Genomic DNA, 18,809 nt, shown 5'->3' on the forward strand with positions numbered 1-18,809 from the left:
TCACTGGAGTGTGTCGAGCCACGCGCCGAGGTCGCTCGCCTCGGCCGGAGTGAGGGCAATGTCGGGCATGAGCGATTCGGGTTTGCGCTGCTGGGCGTGCGCCACCCAGTCGAGCCGGTTGACGGATGTGTTGGCGAGCGTGCCCGCGGCGATCAGGCGCCGCGAGGCGAGATGCGTGAGGTCGGGCGCCTGCATGCCGCCCGACTGCGTGCCGCGCACGGCATGGCAGCCGCCGCAGCGCGCGGCGAACAGCTGCTCGCCGCGCTGCGCCGCGCCGCTTTGCGCGGCCGCTGCGGGCTGCCGTTGCGCATCGAGCCAGCGCGAGAAATCGGCAGGGACCTGCGCCACCACTTCCATGGCCATATGCGCGTGCTGTGCCCCGCAGAACTGCGTGCACTGCCCGCGCCATACGCCGGGATGGTCGGCCTCGATCCACTGGTGATTGACCTGGCCGGGTATGGCCTGCGTCTTGCCCGCGAGCGCCGGAACCCAGAACGCGTGCACGACGTCTGCGCTTTGCAGATCGACGCGCACGGGCTCGCCCGTGGGAATGTGGATTTCGTTGGCGGTTTCGAAGCTCGCGCCCTCGGGCGTTCGATAGCTCACTTTCCACCACCAGTCGTAAGCCGTGACGGTCACGGTGAGCGAAGGCTCGCGCGGCGGGTCGGCCACGGCGGCCAGCACGCGCAGCATCGCCACGAGCGCGCCCAGCAACAGGACCGATGAAATGGCCGTGCCGACGGCAACGATGCGGTTCGCCGTGCGCTCGCCTTGCTCGTCGGCAACGTTGGTTTGCAACAAAGCTTCATCTTGCGCCGCGCCACCGCGACGCCTGCGCCGGATCGCCAGATAGAGCAACGACGCTATGACGATGCACACGCCCACGCACAGGACGGCGAGGCCCCAGTCGAGCGCCTGCACCGGACCCGATGCGGGGCCCGCGCTGTGCAGGAAGTAGGCAAGTGGGGTCATGAGCGGCGCAGCAGCGTAGGCGTCCAGAACGTTTTTCGCCTGCGCACCCGGCATGCCCATGCACGCCTCATCGCTGCGCGAGCCAGGCACACGCGCTGCGCGATCCCGGCAGGCCCGCTACGCGCTTTTACCGGCGTTTTTTATGGAGATCGAGCATGCAAAGCCCTTACGACCTGCCCCGTTTTCGACGCGTCCAGATGGAGCCCGCCACGCCGCCGAAAAAGAACGATCCGGGCGGCGGCGCAGAACCCGACGAGCGCGAATCCGGCGCCCCTCAGGCGGAGCCGCACGAGTTGCCGGACCTGCCGGAACCTGCCGAAGTCGGCGAGGATGGCTAACTCACGAAACACGAAACGCGTGATGAAAGACGCGCCGCGTGCGCGGCGCGCCCGATCACTTCTGGTTCTTCTTCGGAATCTTCGCGCCGGATTTGCGCGCCTGGTTCAGCGCGATGGCAACGGCTTGCTTCTGCGACTTGCCTTGCTTCACTTCCGTCTTGATGTTCTTCGAGATCGCTTCGCGGGTTTTTCCCTTGCTGAGTGGCATGATGGCCTCCTTTTGAAAAACATCTGCGTCAACGCACGACGCGTGCCCGCGCGATGGTCATCAAAGCTCGCCGCGCGCGGCCAGCGTCTTGATGCGATCGGCGGTGCGGCACGCAACGGCCTGGATGGTGAGCGAAGGATTGACGCCGCCTACGGTCGGAAACACGGAGCCGTCGCAGATCCATAAATTCGGAATGTCCCATGAGCGGCAGTCCGCATCGACGACGCTCGTTTGCGCGTCGCTGCCCATGCGCGCCGTGCCGTTCAGGTGGCAGGTGTCGTCGTCCTGGGTCCAGATGTCGCGCGCGCCCGCCGCCTCCAATGCACGGCTCATATAGTCCAGCGCGTGGTTCACGAGCCGGCGGTCGTTCTCGCCCATCGACCATGTGACGCGTGCGACGGGCAGGCCGAGCGCGTCTTTCTCGTCGGCGAGCGTCACGCGGTTGCGTTCCTGCGGCAGCGTCTCGCCCACCATCTTGAGACCCGCCTGATGGTTGTACTTCGTCATCTCGCGCATGAGCGCGTCGCCCCACAGGCCGCGGCTCGTTTGCGTCGCCGCCCAGACGAGCGGCAGCGGGCCCTGACTCATGTAGCAATAGCCGCCGTGAAAGTCCTTGCCTTCGTCCTGATAGTTCCAGTGTTCGGTGAGCGCCAGCGAAGGCGGCCCCTTGTACCAGCGGATTTCGTCGTCGAATGCGCCCCACGCGGCCTGGTTCGTCTGCACCATGAGATTCTTGCCGACGAGTCCCGAGCGGTTCGCCAGGCCTTCGGGAAAGCGACCGTTCGCGGAGAGCAGCAGCAGGCGAGGCGTTTCGATGGCATAGCCTGCCACGACCACGTTGCGCGCGCGCTGGAAATGCCAGCGCCCCTCGCGATGAAAATGCACGCCGGCGGCGCGAGCCAGCGCGTCGGTTTCGATGCGGCCCACCATCGCGAGATCGCGGATTTCCGCGCCCGCGCGCACGGCGCGCGGAATCCACGTGACGAGCGCGCTCTGCTTCGCGTTGGTCGCGCAGCCCGACACGCAAAAGCCGCGATAGACGCACTGATGCGCGTCGCCGCGCGGCGCGGAGAGCGTCGCGAGCGGCGTGGGCGCCCAGGGAACGCCGAGCGCCTCGCAGCCGCGGGCGAGCACGAGGCCCGCGCCGTTGATTTCATGTGCGCGATACGGATAGCGCGGGCGTTTGGGTCCCCACGGATAGTTCACCGGCCCGGAGATGCCGAGCGCCTGCTCGACCTCGGTGTAGTAGCGCCACATCTCGCGCCAGTCGAGCGGCCAATCCACGCCATAGCCGAGTTTGGTGCGCGATTGAAACCACTCGGGCCGAAAGCGCAGCGAGACCATGGCGAAGTGGACGGTGCTGCCGCCCACCGCACGGCCGCTGTTGTTGCTGCCCAGCTGCAAGGGGTTTTCGCCGTCGCAGATGCGTTCGTCGGTCCAGTAGAGCTTGGCCTGGTGGGTCTCGTCGGAGGCGAATTCTTCGAGGGGCCGCCACCATGCGCCCGCGTCGAACGCCACCACGCGAAAGCCCGCCTCCGCAAGCCGGCAGGCGAGCGTCGCGCCTCCCGCGCCGGTGCCGACGATGGCGAAATCGACCGGATCGTCGAGCGCGTATTCGCGCATGCGCATCCAGCCGCCGCGCCGGAACACGTCGGGCGCGCGGCCGTGCTTGCCACGCGGCGCTTCGCTGGCGTCGGTCGAGTCGGCGAGATCAGCGCACACGCTCGTTCTCCCTGCGGGCCGCCTCGTGCGCCGCGTCGCTTTCGTCGGCGGCTTCGACGGCTTCCCAAGGATCGCGCCGGTTCGTATAGAGGCGCACGTAGCCGCGCGGATTCGCCGGGCCGCCAAAGCCCATCGCATTCCACGCGAGCGGGTGTGACCAGTACGCGGCGCTCACGTCGTGCAGCACGCGCTTCGCGAAGAACAGGTCGCACGGCATGCCGTGCCAGGCCCGGCTGCGCAGCTCGCCACGCTGCATGCGGGCGACGATCGCACGCCGCCGTTCGTCGTCCAACTGTGCAAAGGGCTCCCCGCAGGCTTTCACGCTTTCCGCATCGAGGGCGGCGAGCCCCGTCTCCCAGGCGGCGCGCAACGGCGGCAGGCGGGCGTCGCGAAACCCGTCGCGGCGGTCGTCGAGCAGTTTGCCTTCCACGAGCGCGGCGACCGGCACGCGCGGAGCGTGCACGCCATTGACGTTGCCGGGCTGCGGCACGATCGTGTCGCACAGCGCGAGCAGCGTTTGCCACTGCGATGGACCGAGATAGCGCGCCTGGTTCGGGGTGTTCAGGCGCGCCGCGATCACCGCACGCGTGGGGGCGTCCCACGAAGGCGTGTCGCGTTTGGCAAGCACGTCGTAGCCGGGATAAGTCGGCGTTCGGGTCATCGTTCGGTCTCCCGCATGCGCAACGCCGCAAGCCCCGCGAGCGCGAGCGCGCTGAAAGCGGGCGGCGCGGGCAGGGGCGGCCCCGCGAACAGATTTTGCGACCAGTTGCGCCAGCCGCCCTGCGCGCGCGCCACGCCGTTCGCATGAAAGCCGAAGCCCGCAAAACCGAGCGCCGCCGTGAGCCGCAGCCAGAAGCGCGCGAACCCGCTCGCGCGGGCCGCATGGCGGGGCGGGGCCCACGCCGCATGCGCGAGCAACGCGCTGCTCACAGGCACGATGGTCACGGGCGCGTACATCGCCGGATGCTGGAACGCGCCGCGAAAGTGCAGCAGCGCCGCCTCGGCCGCTGTGCCGAGCAGCCCCACGCCCGCCACCAGCGCGAGCGCCTTGCCCGCGGGCATGCCGAAGAGCTGCGGGTCGTGCCCGGGCTCGTCGCGCAACTGCTCGGCGACTGCGCCCAGCACGCCGGAGAGCACCAGCGCGAAGGGTGCGCCCGCCGGCGCGCCGTAAAAGGCGTTATGCCAGCTGAATCCGCCGGGCCGCTTCGTCACGTTGTAAAGATGGAAGGCGGTGCCCGTCACGCCGGTCGCGGCGCTGGTGAGCTGGATCGCGTGACGCAGCCGGTGCGAGGCCGCGCGCCGGTCCGCGCCGCCATGCAGCGCCGCGGCGAGCGAGCAGAGCGCCACGGCGGGCGGCAGGTACATCGCACGGTTTTCGAACGAGCCGCGATAGTGCTCCATGGCGCTGTCGGCCAGTACGGAGAGCGCGAGCAGCGCCGACCCATGATTGAAGCTGCGCGCTGCGGCCACGTGCTTGCCGCTCGCACGTGCGTGCGCAGCTTCGCGCAGGCTGCGCGTGGACCACATGGCGAGCGCGGCGCCCGCCGCGACGCTCGCCATGGCCGCGGCGGCGCGCGTGGATCGTGTCATCGGCCTGCCCTCCGTCCTGTTCGTCAGTCCCCGACGAAACAGCAAGGCAGATGCCGCGGCCCCGCGCTCGCTCTCTGCCACCCGTGCAGGCACGGCAATTGCGCAAAGTGACGGATTGATCCCGATTCACCTGCCAGCCTGGACACCAATTGATCTACCGAGACTTCATCGCCATAGGCACATCGTCGGGCGGCGTCGATGCGCTTCGAAGTCTTGTGTCCGCGCTTCCGCCAGACTTGCGGGCGACGATCGCAATCGTGCTCCATGTGGGCAGCCACTACAGCCATCTGCCTTCGCTGCTCAACAGCGCAGGCCCGCTGCGCGCAGTGCATGCCGCGGACGGCGAAACCTGGGCGCGCGGCAGGATTTACGTGGCGCCCCCCGACCAGCACATGATCGTGGAGGGCTCGCATCTGCGGCTCGTGCATGCCGCGAAGGAAAACTTTGCCCGTCCGGCCATCGACCCGCTCTTTCGCAGCGTGGCCGCGGAACTGGGCCCGCGCAGCATCGGCGTGATTCTTACGGGCCTGCTGGACGACGGCGCGGCCGGTCTCGAGGCCATCCAGGCCTGCGGCGGCACCGGGATCGTCCAGGACCCGTCCGACGCCTTCGCCAGCGAAATGCCGCTCAACGCTGCGCCGTTCGCCGACTACATCCTGCCGCTCGCGGGCGTGGCCCACCGGCTCGTGGAATTGACGGACCGCGCGCCGCCCGCAACGGCCGAGGAAGGCGTCGCGAGACGCCGCGCCGCCGGGCTCGTCAGCACGGAGCTGCGCGCCTGGCGCGAGGGCAATGGCCTGGCCGGCGATCTGACCCGCATCGGCACGCCTTCGACGTTCACCTGCCCCGAGTGCAACGGCACGCTCTGGCGCCTCGACTACTCGCGTCTGCTGCGCTACCGCTGCCATACGGGCCACGCCTACACGGCGGCCTCGCTCAACCGGGGCCGCAGCCGCGACGTGGAGCGCTCGCTGCGCGACGCGCTGCGCGCGCTGCGCGAGCGCGAATCGATGAGCCGTGCCCAGAGCGAACACTACCGGCGGTGCGGCGACCGCGATGCGCAGCAGCGGGAGGAGGAAACCGCGCGGCGTGCGGGCGATGCGGCAGGACTATTGCAGTCGATGCTCCTGGAGGGATAATGTCGGCGCAGCACCCGCGGCCTGAGCGCGCGAGTGCGAACGCGATTCATTCCAACTTCAGGACCTGGCGATCATGCCGAAACGACGTGGCCATATGCCCCGCAGCCAGACCAATTATCCGATCGTCGGTATCGGCGCATCGGCAGGCGGCCTTAGCGCGCTGCTGGCCTTCTTCGAATCCCTTCCCTCCCACACCTCGATGGCGTTCGTCGTGGTCGTCCATCTCGCGCCCGACCACGAAAGCAGTATGGCCGCGCTGCTGCGCAAGGCGACGGACATGCCCGTGGTGGAGGTGACGAGCCCGACCCCCATCGAGCCCGACCATGTCTACGTCATCACACCGTCACTCGATCTGGCGATGGTGGACGACTATCTGCGCGTTTCTCCCAGTCAGCCTCAGGAGGGCCGCCGCGCGGCGATCGACGTGTTCTTCCGCACGCTCGCCGAAACGCATCACGAGCGCGCCATCGGCATCGTGCTCTCGGGCGCGGGCTCGGACGGCTCCGCCGGCCTCTCGCGCGTCAAGGAAATGGGCGGCATCACGTTTGCCCAGGATCCCTCGGAGGCGGAATACGACAGCATGCCGCGCAGCGCCATCGCCACCGGCATGGTCGACTTCGTCACCACGTCGGCGGAGATGCCGCAGCGGCTGATGGACCTCTGGTCGACGACGAAGGAAATTCAACTGCCGGTCGCGGAAAGCGAGGAGCGGCGCGAAGAGCATATCAACGAGGCGGCCGAGCGGGCGCTGCGCGAGATCATGATCATCCTGCGCACGCGCACGGCGCACGATTTCCGCCACTACAAGCGCGCCACCGTCCTGCGCCGCATCGAACGGCGCTTGCAGGTCAACGGCATCACCGACCTGCAGGCGTACCGGGACCATCTGCATCTGCATCCCGAGGAAACCCAGGCGCTGCTGCAGGACATGCTCATCAGCGTCACCAACTTCTTCCGCGACAAGGAAGCGTTCGACGTGCTCGAGCGCGAGGTCCTGCCGCAGCTGTTCGAAGGGCGCGGCGAACAGGACCGCATCCGCGTGTGGTCCGTGGGCTGCGCCACGGGCGAGGAAGCCTATTCGCTGGCGATGCTGCTCCAGGAGCGCTCGCTCAAGTCGACGGAAGGCACCTCGTTCCAGGTCTTCGCAACCGACATCGACGAACGCGCGATTTCATTCGCGCGCACGGGGCTCTTCCCTGACTCGATCCTCGCCGACGTCACGCCGGCACGCGTGCGCCAGTTCTTCTCCAAGGACGCCGCGCATTATCGTGTGAAGAAAGAACTGCGCGAGCACATGCTGTTCGCGCATCACAACGTGCTGAGCGATCCGCCGTTCTCGCGCCTCGACCTGATCTGCTGCCGCAACCTGCTGATCTATCTCGACCGCGAAGCGCAGATCGAAATCCTCAAGATGTTCCACTTCGCGCTGCGGCCGGGCGGCGTGCTGTTCCTCGGCAGTTCCGAATCCGCGGACAGCGTGAGTTCGATGTTTACCGTGGTGGACAAGCGCAACCGCATTTACCGGGCGAACATGGCGGTGCGCGGCGACACGCCCGTGCCCGTGGCGATTGCCGGCACGATGAACGCGCGGCCCGTGGTCGCGACTGTGCAGCCGCCGGGGCGCCGCCGCTTTTCGTTCGGCGACCTGCACCAGCGCCTCGTCGAACAGTACGCGCCGCCTAGCGTGCTGGTGAGCCGCGATTCGGAAATCGTGCATCTGTCCGACCGCGCGGGCCGCTTCCTCCAGTATTCGGGCGGCGAGCCTTCGCACAACATCGTCGCCGCCGTGCGCCCGGAATTGCGGCTCGAGCTGCGCACCGCGATCTACCAGGCGCTGCACACGAACCGCAGCGTCGAGGCGCGGCGCGTACGTCTGGAGCGCGACGGGCGCTCGTATTTCGTCAATATGACGGCGCGGCCGGTGCACGACCCCGAGGCGAACGCCGACTTCGTGCTCGTGCTCTTCGACGAAGTCGAAGACAGCATGAGCGGGGTGGAAACGGCTTCCGTAGACGTGCAGAAGGACCCGATCATCACCCAGCTCGAACGCGAACTGCAGCGCACCAAGGAGCAGCTGCAGTCGACCATCGAGCAGTCGGAAACCTCGACGGAAGAACTGAAGGCGTCCAACGAGGAACTGCAGGCGATCAACGAGGAACTGCGCTCGGCGACCGAGGAACTCGAAACCAGCAAGGAAGAGCTGCAGTCGATCAACGAGGAGCTCACCACCGTCAACGCGGAGCTGAAGTCGAAGGTCGAAGAGACCAGCAAGATCAACGACGACTTGCAGAACCTGATCGCGGCGAACGATATCGGTACGATCTTCGTGGACCGCAACATCTGCATCAAGCGCTACACGCCGCGCGCGACCGACGTGTTCAGCATCATTCCTTCGGATATCGGCCGCTCGCTGCTCGACATCACGCACCGGCTCGAATACGACAAGCTCGCCGACGACGCCGCCGAAGCCTTCGACTCGCTGCGCCTGATCGAGCGCGAGCTCAAGAGCAACGACGGGCGCTGGTATCTCGCGCGCTTCGTGCCGTATCGCACGACCGAAGACCGTATCGACGGCGCGGTGCTCTCGTTCATCGACATCACCGGGCGCCGCCAGGCCGAAGACCAGTTGCGCGAAGGCGAGCGGCGCATGCGCATCGTCGCCGAGGGCACGAAGGACTACGCGATCATCACGTTCGACGACGAAGGTTACATCACGAGCTGGAACGCGGGCGCGGAACGCATTTTCGGTTATACGGAGGCCGAAATGATCGGTCAGTCCGCCGATCTGCTCTCGACCGAAGAAGACCGCGTGAACAAGGTCGCCGACCGCGAGTTCGCGCTCGCGCGCCAGCATGGCCGCACCGACGAGGAACGCTGGCACCTGCGCAAGGACGGCACGCGCTTTTTCGCGAGCGGCGTGCTCTCGCGCCTCGACGAAGCGGGCGTCAGCGGCTTTGCCAAGATCGCGCGCGACCTGGGCGAACTCGTGCCCGCGGACGCGGACCTGCACAACGCCACGCTCGAACAGGTGCGCGACGCCGGCGAGCGCGACGGGCAGCGGCGCCAGGACGAGTTTCTCGCGGTGGTGTCGCACGAACTCAAGCATCCGCTGAACTTGATCTCGGCGAGCGCCGAACTCATTGCGCGGGCGCCGGAAACGCGCCAGAGCCTGAACCTCACGCGCGCGGCGGACACGATCCGGCGCACCGTGGTCGGCCAGGCGCAGATCATCGACGACCTGCTGGATATTTCGCGCGTGCGTACCGGCAAGCTTTCGGTCATGCGCTCGGCGGTGGACATGCGCGAGATCGTGCAGCGCGTTTGCCACGCCGTGCAGTTCGAGGCGCAGCAGCGCGGCATTGCGCTGAACGTCTCGGTCACACAGACGCCGGTGATCCTGCATGCCGATTTCACGCGCATCGAGCAGATTGTCTGGAACCTCATCAGCAATGCCATGAAGTTCACCCATCGCGGTTCGGTGGACGTCTCGCTGGAGGTCGCCGAAGACGAAGCCGTGCTGCGCGTGAAAGACACCGGCACCGGCATCGAACCGGCGCTCCTGCCGCATATCTTCGACATGTACAAGCAAAGCCGGCAGTCCGCCGCGCGGCGCTCGGGTCTCGGCATTGGCCTTGCGCTCGTGCGGGAACTCGTGACGATCCACGGCGGCAGCGTGCGCGCGGAGTCGCAGGGCCTGGGGCGCGGCGCGACGTTCACGGTGACGCTGCCGATGCAGCGTTCGTTCGCGCATGCGGAAAGCCACGACGGCGCGGCCGTGGCGTCGCTGCAGGGGCTCCATATCCTGATGGTCGACGACGACGCCACCACGGTCGAGACGTTCAAGCTGCTGCTGGAGAGCGAAGGCGCGAATGTGCAGACGGCCACGAGCGGCGAGGAAGCGCTGACGCTGCTCAACGGCAACGCGCCGGATCTCGTGCTCTCCGATCTCGGCATGCCGGGCATGGACGGGTACGAGTTCATTGGCAAGCTGCGTTCGCAGCCCGCGCTCGAATCCGTGATCTGCATCGCGCTGAGCGGCTTTGGCCAGGAGGCCGATGTGGAGCAGTCCGAACAGGCGGGTTTCGACGCGCACCTCAAAAAGCCGGTACAGCTCGAAGATCTGCTGGCGACTTTCGCGCGCTTGAGACGCTAGTTCGCGAGCCTCCGGGCGAGTACGGGAGCCACGTGTGCAACGGACGTTCTTCTACATCAACGGCGCGAGCGACGGCGAGTTTCCCGAGCGGGAGCTGATCCAGCTCGACAAGGCGGGCTACACCGTGGCGCTCAGCCGCGTGGCTATCGACGCGGTGGCGCCGTATGTAGCCGCCGCCGAACGGCCCGCGTTGACGAGGCTGCTTGGACGCATCGATGCCGAGGACGAGTTGGTGGTCCTGCAGCTTTCCGCTTTGGGCTGCAACGCGCGCGACGTGCTCGCTACGCTGCTCAACTGCCGCAAGGGGAAGATTGGCGTGCGCTGTGTCGAACTGGGCGGCGTCGATCTCACGGGGCGCCCCGAGCCGCAAGCGGTCAAGATGCTGCGCGCCGTGGTCCGCATGGAGGCGGCCGCGCGCAGCGAACGCAGCCGCAACGGCCTGAAGCTCGCGCAGCGCAGCGGGCGTCCCACGGGCAGGCCCGCCTCGCTTTCGGCGCACGACCGCGCGCGCGTGATGAGTTCGCTGGGCAGCGGACTCTCGGTGAGCGAAGTGGCACGGCGTTTCGGCACTTCGCGGCAGACGGTTCTGCGCATACGCGCCGCCGCGGGAACGCCGGATCTCAAGTAATCAGCGTATAAGGGTCGGCTTCCAGCGCGACGCCCGCCCCGCGGATCACCTGCATGTAAGCGAACGTGTCACCCACTGCAGCGCTGGCTTGCTCCGCGAGACTGCGCACATCTGCCGACTTCTCTGCACTCGCCATCATGGATTCCAGCGCTGCCGAGTCCGCGAAGCCGTGCGCGGCCGCTGCACAGAGAACCGCATCGAGAATACGCCGGGCCGCCGCGCGGGCATCGACCGACGCGAGCGGGGCGCGGTAGGCGAGAAAGCCCGCCATCAACAGAAAGTCCGCTGGGCTGATACGGTGGCCATTGCCAACCGGCACGCCTTCCGGCATGTCGTGATGTCGCGACATACTTCGCCTCCCGCGTTGGAGCGCTGTGAATGCTGCTGCGGCTGTCAAAAAATATAGTACAGAAAGCATCGCTCATGCCGACGAATGCGGTTGTTCTGCAGTGTTCCAACCGGCGGCGGCCTTGTTAAGTGGGGGTTTCGATAAGTGGTACAGACATTATTTCGACGTGCCGCGGCAGCAAGTCGTAGTATTCTTGACCCGGGCAAAGCTGCCATCCAGCAAAGTGTCATGTTTTTGTAGGCTTCGAGACAAATTCACGATTTTTCTCCGAGGGCATTCATGAAAACGCTGTTTCTGCAGGCACCTTCCTACGAAGGCTTCGATGGCGGCGCGGGCTCGCGCTTTCAAACGAAGCGCGAAATCCGCTCGTTCTGGTATCCCACGTGGCTCGTTCAGCCCGCCGCGCTGGTCGAAGGCAGTCGCGTGGTGGATGCCCCCGCAGACGACCTGACGCTCGAAGCGACCCTGGATATTGCACAGGAATACGAACTCATTATCATTCACACGAGTTCGCCCTCGTTCCAGAGCGACATCCAGTTCGCCGAGCACCTGAAGCGGCGCAAGAGCACGGTCCTCATCGGCATGATCGGCGCCAAGGTGGCGGTCGATCCGCATGGTTCACTGACTGCGAGCGACGCGCTCGATTTCGTGTGCCGCGAAGAATTCGATTTCACCTGCCTCGAGATCTCCCAGGGGCGGCCGTTCGAATCGATCCTGGGCCTGAGCTATCGGCTGCCCGACGGCGGCATCATGCACAACGACGCGCGGCCGATCCTCGAAGACATGGATCAGCTTCCTTTCGTCTCGCCGATCTACAAGCGCGACCTCACGCCCGAGCATTATTTCAGCGGCTATCTCAAGCATCCGTATCTCTCGCTCTACACCGGGCGCGGCTGCAAGTCCCGCTGCACCTTTTGCCTCTGGCCACATACGGTGGGGGGGCATCGTTATCGCACGCGCTCGGTCGAGCACGTGCTGGAAGAGGTGAAATGGATTCGGGACAACATGCCCGAAATCAAGGAGATCATGTTCGACGACGACACGTTCACCGATCTCAGGCCACGCGCCGAAGAGATCGCGCGCGGGCTGGGCAAGCTGGGCGTGACGTGGTCGTGCAACGCCAAGGCGAACGTACCGTACTCGACGCTCAAGGTGATGAAGGACAACGGCTTGCGTCTGTTGCTCGTGGGCTTCGAATCCGGCGACGACCAGATTCTCGTGAACGTCAAGAAGGGCGTGCGCACGGACTTCGCGCGCCAGTTCAGCGAGGATTGCCGCAAGCTCGGCATCAAGATTCACGGGACCTTCATCCTCGGGTTGCCGGGCGAGACGCACGAAACGATCCAGAAGACCATTCAGTACGCAAAAGAGATCAATCCCCATACCATCCAGGTCTCGCTCGCCGCGCCTTATCCCGGTACCGTGCTTCATAAGCAGGCGGTCGAAAATGGCTGGCTGAACGATACCAAGGTCATCACGCTCATCAATTCGGCCGGTACGCAGGCCTCGACGATCGGCTATCCGCACCTGTCGCGCGAAGAGATCTACCTTGGCGTCGAGGAGTTCTACAAGCGCTTTTATTTCCGGCCGTCGAAGATCTGGGAGATCGTCCGCGAGATGCTGGTGAGTTGGGAAATGATGAAGCGGCGCCTGCAGGAGGGCGCAGAGTTCTTCAAATATCTCCGCGCGCGCAAGGTCTGAAGCAGCAGTGTCCCCTTCGAAAAAACGCCCGGAATTCCGGGCGTTTTTGTCACTCGCCGTCACTGTTTCCGTTTTTTTCGTCCGCTGTATTGCGCGTCATTCGCGCTGCGGTGTGTGCAGTGAGCACCTGTCCGGAATGCTGCCATTACGAACATCCTGCGGCAATTAACATTCTCTTCGGCGGTGCATAAAATGTCTCAGCCCCATTACCACGACATAAATAGCTTCATCGGGCCACCGGAGGAGACCGCAATGGCACCGAAACGTAGGTCGCCCGCTATCGCCGATATCGATGCGCGACCGTCTCGCGCGCCCGACCATGCGCGCGAGAACCAGGCGCTTCTCGCGTTGGTCACCGCGCAACTGGACTCGCGCGAAGTGCTGTTGCAGAGGATTGCAGACTTTGCGATGCGTTTGTGCTGCGCGCAATCGGCCGGCATCAGTTTGCTGGAGCGCGAAGGCGAAGAGCGCTACTTTCGCTGGCACAGCGTGGCCGGCAAGTTCGCGAACCTGTGCGGAAGCCGAATCCATTGGAGCGACTGTCCGTGCGCCGCCGTGCTCGAAGCCGGCAAGCCGCTGCTTTTCACCGCGTTGAGCGACGATTTCCCAGTTCTCGCCCCCGCATGCGCCGACGTCCAGGAGGCGCTCATTCTGCCTATCGTTTCGAAAGGGCGGCCACTGGGCGCGATCTGGGTCGCCTCGCTCGAGGAACGATCGCGTTTCTCCCGCGAAGACCAGCGGGTGCTCGGCGAGTTTGCCGCCGTGGCCGGCTCGGCGCTCGATCTGGTCGAGGCGCGCGACCATAGCCGCATGCAGACACAGCGCTATTCGGAAGTGATCGCCGTGCTCGCACACGAGTTCCGCAATCCGCTCGCGCCGCTCGAAAACGCGTTTCAGGCGCTCCAGATGATCTGCAAAGATCGCGCGCCGCAGCGCGAATACTTCGCGGTTGCGCAGCGCCAGATCGCGCAGCTCAAACGTCTGATGGACGAACTACAGGATGCGTCGCGCCTGGACCATGACAAGTTGAACGTCGATCCCACCGATGCGTCGTTGAACGAAATCCTCTCCGACGCGCTCGCCTCCATCCGCGAGCGTGTGCAGGCGCGCAGGCATACACTGAGCGTGCGGCCGCTTGCCGGCGACCTGCGGTTGTTCGCAGACCCGACGCGGCTCACGCAGGTGATCGTGAACCTGCTTTCCAATGCCGTGCGCTATACGCCTGACGGCGGCGAGATTACGCTCGTCGTCGAACAGAAGAGCACGGGCGGCGCGCGCTGTGTCGAGATCTCGATTCGCGACAACGGCATCGGGATCGACCCGGCCGTGCTCTCGCGCATTTTCGAGCCGTTTGCGCAATTCGCGGGCAAGAGCGCGCGGCTGGAAGGGGGCCTCGGCATCGGACTTCCCATTGCGCAGCGTCTCGCACAGTTGCATGGCGGCGAGATTCTCGTGACGAGCGAGGGAATCGGACGCGGCACGCTGGCGCGCCTCTCGATTCCCGTGCGAACCGGCAGCGCCGAAACCGTCAAGCCGCTCCCCGCCGTGCTGGCGGGCAACGGCCCGGCGCGCGTGCTCATCGTCGACGACAATGCCGACGCGTGTTTCGCACTCGGCGCGTTGCTCGAACTGGAAGGGCATGAAGTCAGAACGGCCGGCGACGGCGCGAGCGCACTGACTATGCTGAGGCAATGGAAGCCGCATCTTGCGCTCGTCGATATCGGCATGCCGGGCATGAACGGCTACGAACTGGCGGAGCGCATGCGCGCCATGCCGGATCACGCCAACGTGATGCTGGTCGCGCTGAGCGGGCATGTTTCGGACAGCGACCGGGCGGCGGCGCTGGCGGCCGGTTTCCATGCGCATCTCGCGAAGCCCGCCGATATCGGACGGCTGCGCACCATGCTCCAGATGTGCGCGCAAGACGGCTGGCGTATGACTGGCTAGCGCAGGTGCGAAGAGCGGATGCCGTTGTGGTGGTGGAGGTTGCGCAACAGACTTGCGCGGCGCCGTTCGCGGCGATAGTGCGCAATCACGGCCGTGGCCGCGATGACCAATACCATGACGCCGATGGCGGTTCCCCACTGTAATGCGTCCATGTCTGCCTCCTTGTCACGTCAGGGCCGTCGCGTCGAGGCGAACGGGTTCAAGCGTAGTGCGGCTGGCAGGTGCGTTCCGCGGCAAGCGCCGGGGGAAACAACGCGACGCACACGAAAGGGTGGCGCTGGTCGCGGACGCAAGAAAAGATTAGCCGATTGCGATGCGCAATTGAACCGAGCGGCAGTGTACGGATGCCAGCCATTATGGACACCTCGGCTTCGCCAGACTTGCACTCGGGCGAGCGCTCTTCAGTTCTTTGGGAAGTCTCGAGCCCTGCCGGGAGCAGGCCCGTTCGGCTGACGACTCGAACCCGGTTGCGATTGCCATTGCGCTTGCGTCGGCGCGCTTACTCGAGATCGCGCGTTTCGAGCTCCACGGACTGGCCCCCGTTTTTCTCCAGCGCGTGCCGCGCGGCCAGTTCGATGCTCGGGCGGTTTGCCTCGAAGGCGCTCAATAGCGCATGCGCCGATGTGCCGGTGTTGCCGAAGCGGTCGTTCAGCGCGTCGAGCGACACGCTGCACCATACCGGGCGGTTGTCCACGTTGGCTTCGAACGCGACGCGTGCGGCAGCCACAGCGTGACGGCGACTCGTGAATTCGATTCTCATCCTGGTCCTCCGTGAGTTCTATTGTTAAAGGGTAGAGCCTGGCGCAGCCAGGGGTGAGTTCTATTTGCGCTTCTTTTTGTGCTATTTGGCCTGAGCGTCGCTGGCGGGGTCGCTGCGCATCATCTTGTCGTGGGTGGCGGGCCCCTTGGGTTTCTTCACAGGCATGTTATCGGGGTTGGCGGGGTTCGATTCGCTTGCCGTGCCTGGCACGGCTGCCGGCGGTTTCACCATCGGCGGCGCAGGGGGATGAGCGGGCGTTTGGGTCTGTGCGTTGACGGACAACGAGGAGGCGGCGAGCGCCAAACAGGCGATCGCGCCCCAGACGGGAACATGCAGTGGCTTCATGGCTCCTCCCTGGTCTTCATCGTCATGCCCTGCAAGGTGCCGCGAATCGCGTGCCCGCAAGCGTGGACGTGCGGCCATCGTCGTCAGTGAAACAACGCCGACGTGTCGACGTCGGCGAGTTGTTCCAGTTCGTCGCGGCGCGTGTCGCACGACCGGCGGATGGTCGCGCCCTGCGTGACCCAGATAGCCAACGCGACGACGGCGAGGCTGCCGAGCGCGAGAAACGCCGCTGGATAGCCGAAGCGGTTGGCGAGCCACCCGCCCAGCAGCGGACTCAGGCAGCCGCCCGCTGCCTGCACCGCGAGCACCGCACCCTGACCGAGATTCACGCGGCCGCTGCCATGCAGCAAATGCACCACGAGCGCGGGGATGGCGACGCTCTGCAAACCGGAGCCGAGACCGTCGAGGACCTGCACGGGCAGGATGCCCCACGGCGACGCCAGCCACGCGGCGAACACGCCGCGCAGCGGCAGCGTGAGGAGCGTCGCGAGAATGACCCGCCAGAAGCCCCAGCGGCGAATGATGCGGCTTGCGAAGACCGCGGCGGTGAGCATCACGATCTGCGAGATGATGATGTTGGCGGCGGTGATCTGGTTAGCGTCGCCGTGATGGGCTGCCGCGACGGCAAGACTATAGAGCGGCAGCATGGCGGAATTGCCGAGACTGAACGCGGCAAGCGACGCCGCGAGCAACAGCAGGGGGCGGCAATGCAACAACATGCGCATGCGTTCGGCGCGCACCTGCGAACGATCTTTTTCGTCGTCGTGCACGAGGCCGCGCGCGTAGTGCCGGTGCACCGAACGCGGGGGAATGAGCAGCACGGACGCGATACACGCGAGACCGAATGCCGCGCCCAGCACGAACACATAGGCAATGCCGAGCCACCATCCGAGCGCGCCGGACAACGCCGCGGCGATGATGTTGCCGGCATGGTTCGCGACCTGGTTGCGCCCGTATTGCCGGTCGAAGTTCTTGCGGCCGACCATGCCGAGCGTCAATCCCGTCAACGCGGGGCCCATGACCGAACCCCCGACGGCTGTGGCGATCTGCGAAAACGCGATCGGCCAGTAGCCGTGCGAAAGCCAGATGACGCAAGCGGCCACGATGGTCAACAGGCTGGCGCCGACGACCACCGCGCGGCGGTGATAAATGGCGTCGACGAGCGCGCCGCCGGGCACTGTCGCGAGCGTGCCGATCACCGCGCCCATGGTCAGCACGGTGCCGATCGTTTCCGGCGTCCAGCCATGGGCCTGGAGATAGATGCCGAGAAAGGGGCCCGCGCCCGCCTGCACGTCCGCGGCGAAGAAACTGACGGCCAGTAGTGGAAGGGTCGGCTTCACGCGGATGCGTTGTCATTTCTCTCTTGTCAACAGGGTCTTCCGCATCGCGCGTGCCTGCTTCGCGCCTTATGTGCTCTGCTTAAACCCCGGCCATGCCAGGGTTTTGCCAGGGGTTCTAGAATGAGGTCATGAGTGTAAAGGAGACCGTAATAACGTCATGGATACACAAGCGAAAACATTCGAGGAATTGCTGCGGCGGGAATATCGTCACGGTTTCGTTTCGGACGTGCAGTCGGACACGTTGCCGCGCGGTTTGTCCGAGGACGTGATCCGTCTTATCTCGGCGCGCAAGCAGGAGCCGGACTTCATGCTCGAATGGCGGCTCGCCGCCTACCGGCATTGGCTCACGATGGCCGAGCCGCATTGGGCGAGCATCGAACACCCGCCCATCGACTTCCAGGACATCGCCTACTACTCGGCGCCGCTTACCCAGGCAAACCGCCCGAAGAGCCTCGCCGAAGTCGATCCGGAACTCCTGCGCACCTACGAAAAGCTCGGCGTGCCGCTGCAGGAGCGCGAGATGCTCGCGGGGGTGGCCGTGGACGCGGTATTCGACAGCGTGTCGGTTGCCACGACGTTCCGGCGGCAGCTGGGCGAGCTTGGCATCGTCTTCTGCTCGTTTTCGGAAGCGGTGCGCGACCATCCGGACCTCGTGCGCCAGTATCTCGGCTCGGTCGTGCCGTACACCGACAACTTCTTTGCGACGCTCAACTCGGCAGTCTTCAGCGATGGCTCGTTCTGCTATATCCCGCCGGGCGTGCGCTGCCCGATGGAGTTGTCCACGTACTTCCGCATCAACGCGCGCAACACGGGCCAGTTCGAGCGCACGCTCATCGTGGCCGACAAGGGCGCTTACGTGAGCTACCTGGAAGGCTGCACCGCGCCGATGCGCGACGAAAACCAGCTGCACGCCGCCGTGGTGGAACTCGTCGCGCTGGAAGGCGCGCAAATCCGCTATTCGACGGTGCAGAACTGGTATCCGGGCGACGCGCATGGGCGCGGCGGCATCTACAACTTCGTGACGAAGCGCGGCGACTGCCGCGAGGCGAACGCGCGGATTTCGTGGACCCAGGTCGAAACCGGCTCCGCCATTACGTGGAAGTATCCGAGCGTGATCTTGCAGGGCGACAATTCGATCGGCGAGTTCTATTCGGCGGCGCTCACCAATCACTATCAGCAGGCCGATACCGGTACGAAGATGGTGCATATCGGTCGCAACACGCGCAGCACGATTCTCTCGAAGGGCATCTCGGCCGGCCGCGGCAAGAACGCCTATCGAGGCCTCGTGAAAATGGCGCGCTCGGCCGAGAACGCGCGCAACTACACGCAGTGCGATTCGCTGCTGCTCGGCGATCGCTGCAGCGCCTTCACGTTTCCGTATATCGAGGTGAAGAACCCGAGCGGGAAAGTCGAGCACGAAGCATCGACGTCGCGGATCGGCGAAGACCAGTTGTTCTATTGCCGCCAGCGCGGGCTCAGTGAAGAGGACGCGGTGTCGATGATCGTCAACGGCTTCTGCAAGGACGTGCTCAAGGAGTTGCCGATGGAATTCGCCGTGGAAGCGCAGAAGCTGCTGGGCGTGAGCCTGGAAGGCAGTGTAGGTTGAGAGGGAGAAAA

At 65.6% G+C, this 18,809-nt stretch carries 17 protein-coding genes; 7 read left to right on the forward strand and 10 right to left on the reverse strand.

Annotated features, from left to right (window positions below; genetic code table 11):
- Positions 1-1,026, reverse strand: a complete 1,026-nt coding sequence (gene coxB / locus AB3X99_RS15335) for a cytochrome c oxidase subunit II (protein WP_368617583.1) — start codon at positions 1,024-1,026, stop codon at positions 1-3.
- Positions 1,027-1,127: 101 nt separating this feature from the next.
- Here coxB and AB3X99_RS15340 point away from each other — a divergent pair, with 101 nt between their 5' ends.
- Positions 1,128-1,310 carry a hypothetical protein gene (locus AB3X99_RS15340; protein WP_342923528.1) on the forward strand — a complete coding sequence of 61 codons (183 nt, stop codon included), beginning with the start codon at positions 1,128-1,130 and terminating at the stop codon, positions 1,308-1,310.
- 55 nt (positions 1,311-1,365) lie between these two features.
- Here AB3X99_RS15340 and AB3X99_RS15345 read toward each other — a convergent pair whose 3' ends face one another.
- From AB3X99_RS15345 to AB3X99_RS15360, 4 genes are read right to left on the reverse strand one after another with little or no spacing between them, the layout of a single operon-like run.
- Positions 1,366-1,518, reverse strand: coding sequence for a DUF6496 domain-containing protein (locus AB3X99_RS15345; protein ID WP_176732830.1), 153 nt, complete (start codon positions 1,516-1,518; stop codon positions 1,366-1,368).
- A 60-nt stretch (positions 1,519-1,578) separates the two neighbouring features.
- On the reverse strand, positions 1,579-3,240 hold the full coding sequence (locus tag AB3X99_RS15350) for a GMC family oxidoreductase (RefSeq protein ID WP_368617407.1): 1,662 nt from the start codon (positions 3,238-3,240) through the stop codon (positions 1,579-1,581).
- Complete coding sequence (locus AB3X99_RS15355) at positions 3,230-3,901, reverse strand: gluconate 2-dehydrogenase subunit 3 family protein (protein ID WP_368617408.1); 672 nt, start codon at positions 3,899-3,901, stop codon at positions 3,230-3,232. Before AB3X99_RS15355 ends, AB3X99_RS15350 begins: the two co-directional genes overlap by 11 nt.
- Positions 3,898-4,767: a hypothetical protein gene (locus AB3X99_RS15360; RefSeq protein WP_368617584.1), complete on the reverse strand. Its 870-nt coding sequence runs from the start codon at positions 4,765-4,767 to the stop codon at positions 3,898-3,900. The genes AB3X99_RS15355 and AB3X99_RS15360 overlap by 4 nt, the downstream gene beginning before the upstream one ends.
- A gap of 212 nt (positions 4,768-4,979) precedes the next feature.
- Here AB3X99_RS15360 and AB3X99_RS15365 point away from each other — a divergent pair, with 212 nt between their 5' ends.
- The 3 genes from AB3X99_RS15365 to AB3X99_RS15375 all read left to right on the forward strand — a co-directional run bounded on the left by AB3X99_RS15365 (position 4,980) and on the right by AB3X99_RS15375 (position 10,750).
- Complete coding sequence (locus AB3X99_RS15365; protein ID WP_368617409.1) at positions 4,980-5,969, forward strand: chemotaxis protein CheB; 990 nt, start codon at positions 4,980-4,982, stop codon at positions 5,967-5,969.
- Positions 5,970-6,042: 73 nt separating this feature from the next.
- Positions 6,043-10,122, forward strand: coding sequence for a CheR family methyltransferase (locus AB3X99_RS15370; RefSeq protein ID WP_368617410.1), 4,080 nt, complete (start codon positions 6,043-6,045; stop codon positions 10,120-10,122).
- Between the two features lie 34 nt (positions 10,123-10,156).
- Entirely contained in the window at positions 10,157-10,750 is a 594-nt protein-coding gene (locus tag AB3X99_RS15375; RefSeq protein WP_069262286.1) for a recombinase family protein, read from the forward strand.
- Here the strand turns inward: AB3X99_RS15375 and AB3X99_RS15380 are convergent.
- Entirely contained in the window at positions 10,743-11,099 is a 357-nt protein-coding gene (locus AB3X99_RS15380) for a hypothetical protein (RefSeq protein ID WP_069262285.1), read from the reverse strand. The two genes, AB3X99_RS15375 and AB3X99_RS15380, sit on opposite strands and share 8 nt — an antisense overlap.
- 279 nt (positions 11,100-11,378) lie before the next feature.
- On the opposite strand from AB3X99_RS15380, the gene hpnJ reads away from it, so the two are divergent.
- Positions 11,379-12,800, forward strand: a complete 1,422-nt coding sequence (gene hpnJ, locus AB3X99_RS15385; protein ID WP_342948275.1) for a hopanoid biosynthesis associated radical SAM protein HpnJ — start codon at positions 11,379-11,381, stop codon at positions 12,798-12,800.
- A gap of 252 nt (positions 12,801-13,052) precedes the next feature.
- Positions 13,053-14,747 carry an ATP-binding protein gene (locus tag AB3X99_RS15390; protein WP_368617411.1) on the forward strand — a complete coding sequence of 565 codons (1,695 nt, stop codon included), beginning with the start codon at positions 13,053-13,055 and terminating at the stop codon, positions 14,745-14,747.
- Here AB3X99_RS15390 and AB3X99_RS15395 read toward each other — a convergent pair.
- From AB3X99_RS15395 to AB3X99_RS15410, 4 genes are all read right to left on the reverse strand, one after another.
- Entirely contained in the window at positions 14,744-14,899 is a 156-nt protein-coding gene (locus AB3X99_RS15395) for a hypothetical protein (protein WP_169739106.1), read from the reverse strand. The genes AB3X99_RS15390 and AB3X99_RS15395 overlap by 4 nt on opposite strands.
- 347 nt (positions 14,900-15,246) lie before the next feature.
- Positions 15,247-15,507, reverse strand: a complete 261-nt coding sequence (locus AB3X99_RS15400; protein ID WP_028204289.1) for a DUF1488 domain-containing protein — start codon at positions 15,505-15,507, stop codon at positions 15,247-15,249.
- Between the two features lie 81 nt (positions 15,508-15,588).
- A complete protein-coding gene (locus AB3X99_RS15405) occupies positions 15,589-15,852 on the reverse strand; it encodes a hypothetical protein (RefSeq protein ID WP_069262282.1) in 264 nt (87 codons plus the stop codon).
- A gap of 83 nt (positions 15,853-15,935) precedes the next feature.
- A complete protein-coding gene (locus AB3X99_RS15410) occupies positions 15,936-17,192 on the reverse strand; it encodes an MFS transporter (RefSeq protein ID WP_368617412.1) in 1,257 nt (418 codons plus the stop codon).
- A 157-nt stretch (positions 17,193-17,349) separates the two neighbouring features.
- Between AB3X99_RS15410 and sufB the strand changes: the two genes are divergently transcribed.
- Positions 17,350-18,798 (forward strand): Fe-S cluster assembly protein SufB, encoded by a 1,449-nt coding sequence (sufB, locus tag AB3X99_RS15415; protein WP_342948272.1) that lies wholly within the window; start codon positions 17,350-17,352, stop codon positions 18,796-18,798.
- Positions 18,799-18,809 lie beyond the last annotated feature (11 nt).

The sequence above is a fragment of the Paraburkholderia sp. BR10882 genome, from assembly GCF_040948855.1.
Taxonomy (GTDB): domain Bacteria; phylum Pseudomonadota; class Gammaproteobacteria; order Burkholderiales; family Burkholderiaceae; genus Paraburkholderia; species Paraburkholderia nodosa_A.

Coding starts and splice junctions, on each gene's coding strand:
- AB3X99_RS15405 (WP_069262282.1), bottom strand. CDS start 15,852: ATGAAGCCACTGCATGTTCCCGTCTGGGGCGCGATCGCCTGTTTGGCG.
- AB3X99_RS15355 (WP_368617408.1), bottom strand. CDS start 3,901: ATGACCCGAACGCCGACTTATCCCGGCTACGACGTGCTTGCCAAACGC.
- AB3X99_RS15340 (WP_342923528.1), top strand. CDS start 1,128: ATGCAAAGCCCTTACGACCTGCCCCGTTTTCGACGCGTCCAGATGGAG.
- AB3X99_RS15360 (WP_368617584.1), bottom strand. CDS start 4,767: ATGTGGTCCACGCGCAGCCTGCGCGAAGCTGCGCACGCACGTGCGAGC.
- hpnJ (WP_342948275.1), top strand. CDS start 11,379: ATGAAAACGCTGTTTCTGCAGGCACCTTCCTACGAAGGCTTCGATGGC.
- AB3X99_RS15400 (WP_028204289.1), bottom strand. CDS start 15,507: ATGAGAATCGAATTCACGAGTCGCCGTCACGCTGTGGCTGCCGCACGC.
- sufB (WP_342948272.1), top strand. CDS start 17,350: ATGGATACACAAGCGAAAACATTCGAGGAATTGCTGCGGCGGGAATAT.
- coxB (WP_368617583.1), bottom strand. CDS start 1,026: ATGCCGGGTGCGCAGGCGAAAAACGTTCTGGACGCCTACGCTGCTGCG.
- AB3X99_RS15370 (WP_368617410.1), top strand. CDS start 6,043: ATGCCGAAACGACGTGGCCATATGCCCCGCAGCCAGACCAATTATCCG.
- AB3X99_RS15395 (WP_169739106.1), bottom strand. CDS start 14,899: ATGGACGCATTACAGTGGGGAACCGCCATCGGCGTCATGGTATTGGTC.
- AB3X99_RS15390 (WP_368617411.1), top strand. CDS start 13,053: ATGGCACCGAAACGTAGGTCGCCCGCTATCGCCGATATCGATGCGCGA.
- AB3X99_RS15345 (WP_176732830.1), bottom strand. CDS start 1,518: ATGCCACTCAGCAAGGGAAAAACCCGCGAAGCGATCTCGAAGAACATC.
- AB3X99_RS15380 (WP_069262285.1), bottom strand. CDS start 11,099: ATGTCGCGACATCACGACATGCCGGAAGGCGTGCCGGTTGGCAATGGC.